This is a genomic window from Candidatus Pelagibacter sp. Uisw_134_02, assembly GCF_047720265.1.
Classification (GTDB): Bacteria; Pseudomonadota; Alphaproteobacteria; order Pelagibacterales; family Pelagibacteraceae; genus Pelagibacter.
This window is the reverse complement of the sequence record NZ_CP159813.1, coordinates 941,650-955,289: the sequence shown is the minus strand read 5'-3', so window position 1 is coordinate 955,289 and position 13,640 is coordinate 941,650. Positions and strand designations below refer to the sequence as shown.

General features: G+C 25.6%; 10 protein-coding genes and 1 pseudogene. 8 read left to right on the top strand and 3 right to left on the bottom strand.

The window, feature by feature from the left end; translation table 11 throughout:
- The 6 genes and pseudogenes from ABXT56_RS05240 to ligA all read left to right on the top strand — a co-directional run bounded on the left by ABXT56_RS05240 (window position 1) and on the right by ligA (window position 6,562).
- A pseudogene (locus ABXT56_RS05240) lies at window positions 1-914 on the top strand (D-alanine--D-alanine ligase).
- Entirely contained in the window at window positions 895-1,569 is a 675-nt protein-coding gene (locus ABXT56_RS05235) for a cell division protein FtsQ/DivIB (protein ID WP_415299661.1), read from the top strand. Before ABXT56_RS05240 ends, ABXT56_RS05235 begins: the two are co-directional and overlap by 20 nt.
- A complete protein-coding gene (locus tag ABXT56_RS05230; protein ID WP_415299660.1) occupies window positions 1,569-2,678 on the top strand; it encodes a cell division FtsA domain-containing protein in 1,110 nt (369 codons plus the stop codon). The genes ABXT56_RS05235 and ABXT56_RS05230 overlap by 1 nt, the downstream gene beginning before the upstream one ends.
- Before the next feature lie 64 nt (window positions 2,679-2,742).
- Window positions 2,743-3,663, top strand: a complete 921-nt coding sequence (lpxC, locus tag ABXT56_RS05225) for a UDP-3-O-acyl-N-acetylglucosamine deacetylase (RefSeq protein WP_415299659.1) — start codon at window positions 2,743-2,745, stop codon at window positions 3,661-3,663.
- A gap of 37 nt (window positions 3,664-3,700) precedes the next feature.
- Window positions 3,701-4,531: an outer membrane protein assembly factor BamD gene (locus ABXT56_RS05220; protein ID WP_415299658.1), complete on the top strand. Its 831-nt coding sequence runs from the start codon at window positions 3,701-3,703 to the stop codon at window positions 4,529-4,531.
- The gene (gene ligA, locus ABXT56_RS05215; protein ID WP_415299657.1) at window positions 4,532-6,562 is read left to right on the top strand and encodes an NAD-dependent DNA ligase LigA; all 2,031 of its coding nucleotides are present in this window, start codon (window positions 4,532-4,534) and stop codon (window positions 6,560-6,562) included.
- Here ligA and ABXT56_RS05210 read toward each other — a convergent pair.
- Window positions 6,545-8,239 (bottom strand): M24 family metallopeptidase, encoded by a 1,695-nt coding sequence (locus ABXT56_RS05210; RefSeq protein WP_415299656.1) that lies wholly within the window; start codon window positions 8,237-8,239, stop codon window positions 6,545-6,547. The genes ligA and ABXT56_RS05210 overlap by 18 nt on opposite strands.
- Entirely contained in the window at window positions 8,236-10,269 is a 2,034-nt protein-coding gene (locus ABXT56_RS05205; RefSeq protein ID WP_415299655.1) for an ATP-dependent helicase, read from the bottom strand. Before ABXT56_RS05205 ends, ABXT56_RS05210 begins: the two co-directional genes overlap by 4 nt.
- A gap of 43 nt (window positions 10,270-10,312) precedes the next feature.
- Between ABXT56_RS05205 and ABXT56_RS05200 the strand changes: the two genes are divergently transcribed.
- On the top strand, window positions 10,313-11,797 hold the full coding sequence (locus ABXT56_RS05200; protein WP_415299654.1) for a hypothetical protein: 1,485 nt from the start codon (window positions 10,313-10,315) through the stop codon (window positions 11,795-11,797).
- Here ABXT56_RS05200 and fumC read toward each other — a convergent pair.
- Entirely contained in the window at window positions 11,785-13,173 is a 1,389-nt protein-coding gene (fumC, locus tag ABXT56_RS05195) for a class II fumarate hydratase (protein WP_415299653.1), read from the bottom strand. The genes ABXT56_RS05200 and fumC overlap by 13 nt on opposite strands.
- A gap of 67 nt (window positions 13,174-13,240) precedes the next feature.
- On the opposite strand from fumC, the gene ABXT56_RS05190 reads away from it, so the two are divergent.
- On the top strand, window positions 13,241-13,615 hold the full coding sequence (locus ABXT56_RS05190) for a phosphoribosyl-ATP diphosphatase (protein WP_415299652.1): 375 nt from the start codon (window positions 13,241-13,243) through the stop codon (window positions 13,613-13,615).
- The last annotated feature ends 25 nt before the right edge of the window (window positions 13,616-13,640 follow it).

Here is a 13,640-nt window from a genome sequence, read left to right as displayed (position 1 = left end):
ATGAAAAAAAGAATCTTAGTACTTTGTGGAGGAATATCCAAAGAACGCATGATAAGTTTGGATACAGGAAAGCAAGTAGCCAGGGAATTAAAAAAAAATAAATATAAAGTTTTAACTTGTGAACCAGATCATACTTTATTGAAAAATATAAAACAATTTAAACCAGATGTAATTTTTAATGCTTTGCACGGGCAGTTTGGAGAGGATGGATATATTCAAACAATTTTGGAAACTCAAAAAATTCCATATACTCACTCAGGCGTAATTGCTTCATCTATAGCAATGGATAAAGAAATTTCAAAAAAAATTTTTATTAAAAATAAAATATTAACTCCCAAATATATTAAATTTGATTACAAAAAAAAAAAACAGATATTATTAAGATTATTGAAAAAAAATTAAAATTTCCAGTTGTTATAAAACCAATCAATGAAGGATCAAGTGTTCACGTATACATCTGTACTAAAAAAAATATTATTAAAAATTTAAAAATGTTAAAAGCATATAATCAAATTTTAATAGAAGAGTTTATTGGAGGTAGGGAAATACAAGTAGCTATAATGGGTAACAAAACATTAGATGCAATTGAATTAGCACCTAAGAGAAAATTTTATGACTATGAAGCAAAATATAATCCCAATGCAAAAACAAAACATATTATACCTGTAAATCTTAGTAAAAAAGATTTACTTAAAGTTAAAACTATTACCTGCAAAACACATCAAATCATTGGTTGTAAAGGAGTTACAAGGTCAGATTTTAAGTTTTATAACGGTAGATTTTATTTACTCGAGATTAACACTCAACCAGGGATGACAAAACTTTCACTCGTACCTGAAATAGCTAATCATATAGGTATAAGTTTTATAAAACTAATTGAATGGATTTTAAAAGATGCATCAATTAATCGATAAAAAAAATAAAGTAATAATATATCTATTGCTCTTTTTTATATTAAGCACAATAAATGGCAAATTTGTAGAAAGTCAAAACAATAATACTCATGCAATTAATCAAATTAAAATTGAAGGACTTTCAAATGAAAATAATTCTAAAATTTATCGTGAATTAAACAGTTTATTAAACAAAAATATATTATTAATTAGTAAAGAAGAATTCCAAAGTGTTATGAGCAAATACAATATTATAGAAGAGTATAATATTAAAAAAATTTATCCCTCAACAATTAATATAAATATTAAACCAACTAAATTTGTTGCTAGACTTTCTAATAATAATCTTCTTATTGGATCAAATGGCAAACTTATTGAGGATGAGGAATATAAAGAGATATTACCCTATGTATTTGGAGAATTTAATTCAAAAAATTTTTTAAGTTTCAAAAAAGATGTCACACAATCTAAATTTATTTTTTCAAAATTTAGAATGTTGTATTTTTTTCCGTCAAATCGATGGGATATTTTAACTAATAATGGTACTTTAATTAAGTTACCACATGATAATATTTCTAAATCACTTAATCTTGCTTATAAGATTATAAATAGTAATGATTTCAAAAATAAAAATCATATTGATCTAAGAGTAGATAATCATCTAGTTGTTAAATAATGAATAATAAAAATTTTCTAACCTTTTTTGATTGTGGTTTTTCCAAAATAAGAGCTGGTGCATTTAGTGCAAATATCAAAACGGAGGCTTTTTATGCTGAAAGTGATTTTTTTATAGATAGTTTAGATATAGAGCAAAAAATTCAAAAAATTATTACTAATCTTGAGAAAGATACAGGTGAATACATAGATAATATAAATTTGATGATAGATAGTCCAAAAATGTTTTCTGTTGGTATTTCATTATCTAAAAAACTTGACGGATCTAAACTAAAGAAAACCAACATTCAGTTTTTAATTCAAGAAGCCAAACAGCAAATTTTTAAAAACTATGTAGACTATAATATCACTCACATTATCATTAATAATTATAAAATTGACAATATTGATTATTCTTATTTTCCCGATGATATTAAATGTAATGTAATATCTTTAGATATACTCTTCATCTGCCTGCCAATTGACCTAGTGCTTTACTATAAAAAAATTTTTTCAAAATCTAATATCTTAGTTAATCAAATAATTTGCTCTAGTTATGCTAAATCAATTAGTTACAAAGATAATCTTAATTCAACTGGATATGTTTCATTTATAGACGTAGGATTTAACAAGACGTCAATAATCACTTACCTCAATGATAAAACTCTTTCTTTAGATGTTTTACCTATTGGAGGAAACAATATTACTAAAGATATCTCTCAAATTTTAAAAATAGATTTAAAAAATTCAGAACAATTAAAATATAACTTTGATCTAAATATTAAAAATTTAAATAGGGATGATATTTCATTAGACATTCTTCAAAAAATTACTTTTGCTAGAACTGAAGAAATACTTGAATTATGCACCAAATCTATTGAGTCTAGCATACATTCCGATGGTAGATTTAAGATGGTTTTGATGGGAGAAGGATCAAAAATACTTGATAATCGTTACAAAGATAAAATTTCGTTTATAAATGAGATAGATTATTTAGAAGAAACTTTAGAAGATATTTGTCAGTCTGGATTTAAATTTATTACTGGGCTAAATAAACAAGAGGTTGTAGTAGTTCCCAAAAAACAAATAAAACAAGGGTTTTTTGAAAAGCTTTTTCACTTTTTTAAGTGAATTAGTATTTTACTGTAATATTTCTTGTTTTTCCAAATTTATTTCATTTATTTATAAGACCTGAATGTCTGTTTTAAATCAAAAAACTATTAATAACGATATAAAGGTCAGTGGTGTTGGTCTTCATAGTGGCCTTTCAGTATCAATGACCATAAAACCAGCTGAACCAAATTCTGGCATAATTTTTAAAAGAATTGATATCAAAGAAAATAATATAATAATTCCGAATATATTTAATGTTAGCAGTGCAGTATTTTGCACAACAATCTCAAATGAAGCTGGTGTGAACGTTTCCACAATAGAACATTTGATGGGAGCTTTATATGGATTGGGCATTGATAATGCCTTAATAGAAATTGATAACCAGGAAGTGCCAATTTTAGATGGCTCAGCAAAAATATTTGTTGAGGAAATTTCCAAGGTTGGAATCAAAAATAGTGATGCCCCAATAAAAATAGTTAAAATAGAAAATAAAATAGAATTTGAAGATGGAAATAAAACAATTTCTATTGAGCCAAGTAAAATAAGCCTAGATATAGATTTTGAATTACAATATGAGAATGAACTCATTGGAATTCAAAGAAATTTAGTAAAAGTATTTGAATCAGATTTGACAGATATTTATAATTCTAGAACTTTCTGCTTATTTGAGGATATAGAAAAATTGAAAAAAATGGGCTTAGCGAAAGGTGGAAACCTTAATAATGCGATAGTAATCAAAGACAATAAAATTTTAAATGAGAATGGTCTTAGAAATAAAAAAGAATTTGTAAACCATAAGATATTAGACTGTATGGGAGATCTATATTTAGCTGGCTACAAAATAATTGGAAAATTGACTTGTTCTAGAGGTGGCCACAAACTTACAAATCAATTGCTAAGAAAAGTCTTTGAAAATGATAAAAATTTTTCATTAATAGAAATTACAGAAAAACATTTACCAAGTACATTTATTAATAAAAGTCATTTAAAGTCTATCGCATAATTTTATTTCTTAGTATAAGTATATTTCATAAAAATAAATGAAATATATACTTAAAATAGGACTATTATTTTTAATCTTAGCATTGAATGCATGCTCTAAAGATAAAAAAGAAATTTCATTAATTAAAGAAATAGATCAAGAGTCTGAAATGATTTTAGCCTATAAAGAAGGTTTAAATGAACTTGAAAAGGGAGATGCTTTTTTTGCAGCAAAAAAGTTTTTAGAAAGTGAGTTATTATTCCCCCAATCCGAGTGGGCTCCTAAGTCATTATTAATGGCAGCTTATTCATACTACAGTCAAGATTACTACACAGAAGCAATATTTAATCTTGAAAGATTTATAAAAACATACAATGATAATGAAAGGCTAGACTATGCCCACTATCTATTAGGTATGTGTTATTATGAAAAAATTGAAGGTGAAAAAAAAGACTTACAGGCATTATTAATTGCTAAAAAATATTTTGATCATGTAATTGTTAATTACCCAAAGACAGAATTAGCTTTAGATGCAAAATTAAAGAATGGTTTAATTAATGACGTTTTGGCTTCTAAAGAAATGTATATTGGAAGATATTACATTCAGAAAAAAAAATGGATACCAGCTATAAATAGATTTAAAAATGTAATAAATGATTATGATACAACAATCTATGCAGAGGAGGCATTACATAGATTGGTTGAAATACATTATAGGATAGGACTTGAGGATGAAGCAAAAAAATATGCAATTTTATTAGGTTATAATTATTTATCAGGTGAATGGTATAAAAAATCCTACAAATTATATAATAAAAACTATGAAAGCAAAATTGTCAAAAAAGAAAAAGCTGGAATGTTGAAAAAATTTAAAAAACTTTTTCAATAGATGAATAAAGATACAATTATTGATGATTATAAAAAAAAAATTTTACTACTGCAAAAATATAATAAACAATACCATAGTGAAGATAAACCAACTATTTCTGATCAGGAATTTGATTTACTAAAAAAAAATATAATAGATTTAGAAAATAAATATCAATTTTTAAAAAGTAAATACTCTCCTTCAAAATATGTGGGCTTTAAACCATCTAAAAACTTTCAAAAATTAAAACACAGAGTTCCAATGCTATCATTGGGAAATGCTTTTAATGAAAATGATTTAAAGAATTTTGAAAAAAAGATGATTAACTTTCTAAGTTTAAAAAATACTGACTTAATTACATATAGCGTTGAACCAAAAATTGATGGCATATCAGCTTCTATAATTTACAAAAATGGAAAATTTACAAGAGGCCTCTCTAGAGGAGATGGTGTTGAAGGTGAGGACATTACCCAAAATTTAAAGACTATTAAAGATATACCATTAGTAATTAATAAAAATAATTTTCCAGAAGAGATAGATATTCGAGGTGAGGTTTTTATAGAAAATAATGATTTTAAAAAAATTGAAGATAAATTTGCTAATCCAAGAAATGCTGCTTCTGGATCTTTAAGACAAAAAGACTCTTTAATTACCAATAAGATGCCACTTAAATTTATTGCTTATACTTACGGTTATGTAAAAAAATTGAACATTGAAAATCAAACAACTTTTTTAAAAAATTTAAAATTATGGGGATTCAAAACAAATCCATTTAATAAAGAAATATCAGGTATTAAAAATTTAATGTTGAATCACAAGAAATTAGAAGAAAAAAGAAAAGAGATGGCATTTGATATTGATGGAGTCGTTTATAAAGTTAACAATTTCGATTTACAAAAAAGACTTGGTTTTGCAGCAAATGCACCTAGATGGGCGATAGCACATAAGTTTTCAGCTAATAGTGCAATTTCAGAAATAATGAATATTGAAATACAAGTTGGAAGAACTGGGGCGCTTACACCGGTTGCAAAGATCAAACCTGTAAATATTGGGGGGGTCATTGTATCGAATGCAACATTACATAATGAAGATGAGATTAATAGAAAAGATATAAGGATTGGTGATACGGTTAATGTTGAAAGAGCTGGCGATGTTATTCCTCATGTAGTGTCAGTAGATTTTAAAAAAAGAAAAAAATTTTTTAATACATTTAATTTCCCTTTAAAGTGTCCATCATGTGGTGGTCAAACTATAAAAGATTATAATGAAATAACAAAAAAACAAGATGCAGTAAGAAGGTGTGCTAGCGAAGGCTTTACATGTGAAAAAATTGCTATAGAAAAAATAAAACATTTTGTATCAAAAGATGCCTTTAATATAGATGGTTTTGGAAAAAAAATTGTCGAAAACTTTTGGGATTTAAGATTAATTAAATTACCACAAGATATTTTTAATTTAGATTATGATAAAATAGAAAACCTAGAAGGATGGGGTAAATTATCTGTTGCAAATCTAAAATTTTCAATTGAGTCAAAAAAAAAAGTTTCCCTTGAACGGTTTATTTATTCATTAGGCATAAGGCATATAGGTCAAGAAAATGCTAAACTTATTGCAAAACATTTAAAAACAGCAATAAATTTTTTTAAACTATCAAATGAAGCAAATATAAACAAACTTGTTAATATTGATGGAATTGGTAATACACAACTTAACTCAATTAAAAAATTTTTTATAAATCAAAATAATTTAAAAGTTTTATCTGACTTAGGAAAAAATCTTTCAATAAGTAATGTTGCACTAGTAAATAATGAAGGTTTATTAAAAAGCAAAACTTTCATGCTCACAGGAAAATTAAACGGGATAAGCAGAGCAGAAGCAAAATCTTTAATAGAGCAAAATTCAGGAAAAATAATTAGTAATATTAATAAAAAACTTGATTATTTAATTATTGGAGAAAAACCCACAGCAAAAAAAGTCAATGCTGCAAAAAAGTTAAATATAAAAGTTATTGACCAAAAGGGGTGGATGAAGATGCTAAATAAGACTAGCTAACCATCTTCTTTCTTTTTTATTCAATGAATTAGAGTATTCGTAATAAATATTTAGATGATATCTAAATAAGTAATTTTTTTCACTTTTATTTAAAAGTTTAAAATTAATTAAATCTTTTTCAATAGGAGCCAAAGTAAGGTTTTCAAAAAATAATCTATTTTTCAGTTGTTTAGCATAAACCAAATTTTCTATTCTTATTCCAAAATGATTTTTTTTATAATAACCAGGTTCATTGCTTAAAATCATTCCTTTTTTAATTTTTACTTTATTGTATTTGGATATTGATTGAGGCCCCTCATGAACATTTAAAAAGAAACCAACTCCATGACCAGTTCCATGCGCATAATCTAATCCTTCTTTTTTTAAAAACTTTCTCGCTCTAATATCAATTTTTTTACCAGTATTATCTTTTTTTAAATTGGTAAGAGCGACAGCTATGTGACCTTTTAAAACATTAGTAAAGGCATTTTTTATTGATTTTTTTTGACTAGAAAAACAAATAGTTCTAGTGACATCTGTGGTTCCATATTTATATTGACCACCTGAGTCGACTAATAAAATATCTTTTTTATTAATTTTTTTTGTAGTTTTGGCTGTTGCTCTATAATGAACAATTGCACCATTTGAACCTGAACCCGCAATAGTATTAAAGCTTGAAAATAAATAATCTTTATTAAATTTTCTAAACTTTTCTAATTTATTTTGTGCTTCAACTTCAGTTATTATCTTTTTATTAATATTTTTTATCCAATATATAAATTTTGTTAGTGCAAGCCCATCCTTCTTGTGTGCTTCAATCATATGATTGATCTCATTTGTATTTTTTATTGATTTTAATTGATAGATTGGATCATCTTTATTTATGATTTTAAATTGAGATTTAATTATATTTTCATAAAAAACTGAACATGATTTATTATCAATTATAAACTTTCTACCTTCTAGTTTATGAATCAGGTTTGGAAGGCTCTTAATATTGATAACATTATTTATTTTTATTTTTTTTTCATTAACAATTTTTTTAGTATTATTTTTATGGGTAATTAAAAATAATTTTTTATTTTTATCAACAATTAATCTAGCATTAGGTATTGGACTATTTGGATTGTCATATCCCCTTATGTTTAAAAGCCAAGCAACATTTTCTGGAGCGCTAACAAATAAATAGTCAGCTTTATTTGATTTTAGATAATTTACTATTTTTAAAATTTTTGAATTGTGTGACTCACCCACCACATCTTTTTTTAATGAATAAAATGGTTTAGTTGTTTTTTCTTTAAATATAAATATTTTATCGATTAAATTATCACTGATTGGAATAAGATTATTACCTGAAAAATAACTTTTAAGATTGTTTGATGTAAAAAGTTTTGGATCATAACCTAAATTAAGGTTTTTAATAATAGTATGAGGTAATCTTTTATGAATTTCAATTATGTTAAAATTTTTTGCTGACTCTTTTTCTGCTTGAATTGTATATCTCCCGTCAACAAATAAATAATTTTTATTTTTAAGTATGATTGCAACACCAGCGGAGCCAGAAAAATTACTAATATTTTTTAATCTATCATTTTTTGTATATTCTGAAAAATATTCATCATTTTTTGGCACAATATAACCATCAATTTTTAATTGCTTAAATTTAGCTCTTAAAGTCTTTATATTATTTTTTTTCATTTAATTCTTTTTTGATATCTAATCCATCCAGGACTTCTATTTTCTTCATTAATTTCAAAGTCTTGATTAAACTCAAAGTCGTCATCATCTTTTGACTCCTCAAAGAATGAATTTTTTTCTAAATATTTTTCTGGTAATTCATCAACAAATCTAGAAGCCATGCTATCGATCCAATTTCCTTGATAAAATCTGTTCATTGCAAATGATACTAATGCCTTTTTTTTAGCTCTAGTTATACCGACATAAGCTAACCTTCTTTCTTCTTCAAGACCATTTTGACCTTTTTCTTCAATAGATTTTTGGTGTGGAAAAAGTCCCTCTTCCCAACCAGGTAAAAAAACAACGTCAAACTCAAGCCCCTTAGAACCATGCATTGTCATCATATTAATTTTTTCACCTTCCCAATCTTGATCAATTGAAGTTGCTAATGCAACATGTTCCAAGAATCCTTCAAGACTGTCAAATTCTTTCATAGCACTTAAAAGTTCTTTAATATTTTCTAACCTACTTTCATTTTCTATATCTTTTTTATTTTTAAGCATTGATGAATAACCCGATTCATCTAGTACTAATTGTAGTAATTTAGTGTGATTAATTTTTTTAATATTAATATCGTTTCTCCATTTATCCATTAAAAATAAAAAAGAATTTAAGCCTATTTTTGTTTTCGGTTTAATTAAATTTTTTTCAATTAACTGTTTTGATGCAATTTCTAAACTTACAGTATTTTCTTTGGAAAATTGGTGTATCAATTTAATAGTGCTTTCTCCAATAGATCTTTTGGGATTATTGACTATTCTATCAAAAGCTAAATCATCTTTTGGTTGATATATTAATCTCAGGTATGCAACACAATCTTTAATTTCTGCTCTTTCATAAAATTTTGTGCCACCTAAAATTCTATAAGGTAGTCCGATTTTTAAAAAACGCTCTTCAAATTCTCTTGTTTGAAATATTGCTCTAACTAAAATTGCTATGCTATTGAATGAATATTTTTTTTTTAGTTTTTTTTCTATTTCATCAGAGATTCCTATAGCTTCATCTTTTCCATTTTTAAAACAATTCAATTTAACTAGATCACCCTCTTCCATTTTTGTTTTTAAAGTTTTACCAACTCTATTTTGGTTGTTTGATATTAAGTTTGAAGCTACAGATAAAATATTTTGTGATGATCGATAATTTTCTTCTAATCTTATTATTTTTGAATTTTTATAAGCCTGGTCGAACTCTAAAAAATTTTTAATTTCAGCACCACGCCAACTATATATAGATTGATCATCGTCACCTACACAGCACAAATTTTTATGTTTTTCAGATAATAAGTATAGCCACCTACTTTGAATGTAGTTTGTATCTTGATACTCATCAACCATTACATATTTAAAATTATTAGAATAAATTTCTTTTATATCTACATTTCTTTCAAAAATTTTTACAACATGTAAAATTAGATCACCAAAGTCACAAGCATTTAAATCTAATAGTTTTTTTTGATAAATTTTATAAATTGGAAGTACAGTTTTTTCATAAATGTCATTTTTGTTGACAATGACTTCACCAGGATAAAAACCTTTATTTTTCCATCTATCGATAATTGATAAGATATACTTAGGTGCCAACTGTTTAATATCTATATTTTCGGCTTTACATATATTTTTAATTAGCCTTACCTGATCATCGGTATCAATGATTGTAAAATTAGAAGTTAGTCCTGCAGCTGGCGCATGCTTTCTTAATAATTTTGCACAAATAGAATGAAATGTGCCAAGCCAAGATAAACCTATTGCTTCTGAGTTAAGTATTGTACTCACCCTGTTTTGCATTTCTTTTGCTGCTTTGTTGGTAAACGTTACAGATAATATTTGATTGGGAAAAGCTTTCTTCTCTTTAATTATATGAGCAATTCTAGAGGTCAAAACTTTAGTTTTACCAGATCCAGCACCAGCAACTATAAGTAATGGTCCATCAAGGTATAAAACAGCTTCTTTTTGTGCGCTGTTAAGATTATTTAGATATTCAGAGTTTATCATTTTTAAAATTTCATTATAAGATAACTAAAATTCAACAGTATTTATGAAACAAATTGTTAAAAATTTTAATAACCTAATAAAAAAGACAATATTCAAAGTTCAGAATAAAACAAATGATAAATTAAAAATTAGTAATTTTAATAAAATTTTAATAACTTTTATTGGTGGACTGTTTTTTTATCTATTTTATTTATTAATACCTCTTTTATACGACAAATCCTGGGTACAAATTAACATTGAAAACAAAATTGTTGATGAATTTAAAATAAATTTAAGCTCTTCTGCTGATATTTCTTACCGGATTCTCCCATATCCACACTTCTTAATTAAAAATTCTAAAATATTATTAGATAGTGCTGAAAGTCAAAAATCTGTTGCAGATATTAAAAATTTAAAAATTTTTATTAGTCAAAAAAATTTTTTTGAAAAAGAAAAAATGAATATTAAAGAATTAACTATTGATAAAGCTAACTTTACCTTATTAAGAAATGAACTTAAGATATTAAATGATTATAGCAATAATAAATTTTCAAATAAAAAGATTAAAATTAATGATAGTAAAGTTTTTTTTAAAGATAATTTTAATGAAATAATTACAATTACCAAAATAGATGAAGCAATTTTATTTTTTGATGAGGAAAAACAATTAAATTTATTTGATTTAAAAGGACATACTTTTGGTATTTATTTTTCATTTCAGCATAATGGAAAAACTAGCCCTTTAAACGAAAAAAGAATTAATATAAAAGCTAAATCTCTTAAGTTAAATATTTTTAATGAATTTATTGTTAAAGGCGATTATTCTAATTCTGGAAAAAATATAATTTCTTTTTTTAACTCCACATTTAAAACAAAATATAATATCAAAGAAAAATTAGTTACTTTTGCATCTGATAATTCTCGATTGAACAATTTGTATGTTGATTATAATGGAGAATTTTCAACTAATCCTTTTGATTTAGATTTAAAGATTGATTTAGGTAAATATAAAATATCAAAATTATTAACTCTTAATTCTACTGTAATAGAATTTATTAAGACAGGATTGCTATTCAACAAAAATCTAAGTGTGGATTTATCTATTCTTGCTAAGACAAATTCATTAGATGAAATTTTTCAAACTGCAAAAATTAATTTTAATATTGTCAGTGGCAAACTTAACTTAGATAACACAATACTTACAAATAAAAAAATAGGTTTATTACGATTAGATAATAGTAATTTAATCGTAGAAAATAATGAATTAATTCTTGAAACAGATGTCTTGATTGACATTAAAAATTCTGAGTTTTTGTATTCATTCCTTAATACGAATAAGAAATTAAGAAAAGAAATTAAAAATATTGTAATTAATTTAAAATACGATTTTTTGTCTAACGAGATACAATTTAATAAGGTTAAAATTGATAACAAAGTAACTAGTGATCAATTCTTAAATGTAATTGATGGTTTTAAAGATAATTCTACAAATAATTTAGTAAAAAGTAGACGTTTAATAAACAAATTACTAAGTGTTTATGATGGGTAGATCATTTTTTTAGGATCTACTATTCGTTCATAGTCTTTTTCTTTTATAAGACCTGATTTAAGCGTCTCATATTTTAATGTTGTTCCATTTTTTAAAGCTGTTTTTGCAATTTTTGCAGCATTATCGTATCCAATATATGGTGCAAGGGCCGTCACCAACATTAAGGAATTGTCCAAATGTTCTTTAATTCTTTTTTTATTAGCTTTGATTCCTTTAACACAATAGATGGTAAAATTTTTAGTGCTATCTGCAATAAGATCTATTGATTGTAATATATTATGAGCAATCATTGGCTTAAATACATTTAATTCAAAGTGACCATGAGAACCAGCTATTGAAATCCCTGTATGATTGCCTATTACTTGAGCACACACCATGGTTACAGCTTCACATTGTGTTGGATTTACTTTTCCCGGCATAATAGATGATCCTGGCTCATTTTCTGGTAGTAATAATTCTCCATATCCAGCTCTTGGACCTGATCCTAGAAACCTTATGTCATTTGATATTTTCATTAATGCCACTGCGCATGCGTTAAGTGTTCCTGAAAAATTAACAATTAAGTCATGAGCCGCCAGTTCTGCAAATTTATTTTGTGCAGGTTTAAAAGGTATTTTTGTATACTTTGCAATTTCTTTAACAATTTTTTTATCAAAACTTTTTTTTGAGTTGATACCAGTTCCTACCGCAGTTCCACCTTGTGCAAGAAAATATATCTCTTTAAGAGCGTATTCTATCCTTTCAATACATTTTTTTAATTGGGTTTGATATCCTGAAAACTCTTGACCAAGAGATAATGGTGTAGCATCTTGTAGGTGTGTTCTTCCAATTTTAATAATATGTTTAAATTTCTTAGATTTTTTATTTAATTCTCTCTCTAAAATTTTTAAACTTGGTAAAAGTTTACTAATTGTTTCTTGTGCTACTGATATGTGCATAGCAGTAGGGAAAACATCATTTGTGGATTGGGATTTATTTACATGATCATTAGGGTGAACTGGTTTTTTAGATCCTTTTTTTCCACCCATCATTTCGATTGCTCTATTAGCAATTACTTCATTAACATTCATGTTCGTTTGTGTGCCCGAACCTGTTTGCCAAACTTTTAAAGGAAAATTTTTGTCAAGTTTTCCTTTAATCACCTCTTCAGAAGCTTTTATTATTGAGTTACTTATTTTCTTTTCAATTTGTCTTTCTTTATAATGAACAGTTGCAGCAGATCTTTTGATAATAGCAATAGATTTTATTATTGAAAGATTTACTAAAATCTTACCAATATTAAAAAACTTATTAGACCTCTGTGTTGAAGCACCCCAATATTTATCATTTGGAACATTTAAATTTCCTAAGCTGTCAAATTCTTTTCTAAATTTCATTGATTTATATATAAATAATATTTTAATATACTTATACATTAAAAATTAAAAAACTTACAGGAGCTAAATGTCAAATTTTAAAAAAGTAAAAACTTTTATGGAAACCTTTGGTCAAGAGGTCAAAACACAACCCTCTTTTAGCACTGATAAAATTAATAAACTTAGGTTTGATTTAATTAGAGAAGAACTCGAGGAACTAAAAGTAGCACTTGAAAATAAAGATCTTTTAGAGGTTGTAGATGCTTTAACTGATATTTTATATGTAACATATGGTGCTGGCCATGCTTTTGGAGTTGATTTAGATAAGTGTTTTGATGAAGTCCAGGCTTCTAATATGAGTAAGTTAGATAAAAATGGAAAACCTATTTATAACGAAAATGGAAAAGTAATGAAGGGACCAGATTATTTTAAACCAAATTTAAAAAAATATTTATCTTTATAATAGTTATTTTTATCAATACCTATTT

Bases quoted from the DNA above. Each gene is read 5' to 3' on its own strand.
- ABXT56_RS05235 (WP_415299661.1), top strand. From the start codon at position 895: ATGCATCAATTAATCGATAAAAAAAATAAAGTAATAATATATCTATTG.
- ABXT56_RS05230 (WP_415299660.1), top strand. From the start codon at position 1,569: ATGAATAATAAAAATTTTCTAACCTTTTTTGATTGTGGTTTTTCCAAA.
- lpxC (WP_415299659.1), top strand. From the start codon at position 2,743: ATGTCTGTTTTAAATCAAAAAACTATTAATAACGATATAAAGGTCAGT.
- ABXT56_RS05220 (WP_415299658.1), top strand. From the start codon at position 3,701: ATGAAATATATACTTAAAATAGGACTATTATTTTTAATCTTAGCATTG.
- ligA (WP_415299657.1), top strand. From the start codon at position 4,532: ATGAATAAAGATACAATTATTGATGATTATAAAAAAAAAATTTTACTA.
- ABXT56_RS05210 (WP_415299656.1), bottom strand. From the start codon at position 8,239: ATGAAAAAAAATAATATAAAGACTTTAAGAGCTAAATTTAAGCAATTA.
- ABXT56_RS05205 (WP_415299655.1), bottom strand. From the start codon at position 10,269: ATGATAAACTCTGAATATCTAAATAATCTTAACAGCGCACAAAAAGAA.
- ABXT56_RS05200 (WP_415299654.1), top strand. From the start codon at position 10,313: ATGAAACAAATTGTTAAAAATTTTAATAACCTAATAAAAAAGACAATA.
- fumC (WP_415299653.1), bottom strand. From the start codon at position 13,173: ATGAAATTTAGAAAAGAATTTGACAGCTTAGGAAATTTAAATGTTCCA.
- ABXT56_RS05190 (WP_415299652.1), top strand. From the start codon at position 13,241: ATGTCAAATTTTAAAAAAGTAAAAACTTTTATGGAAACCTTTGGTCAA.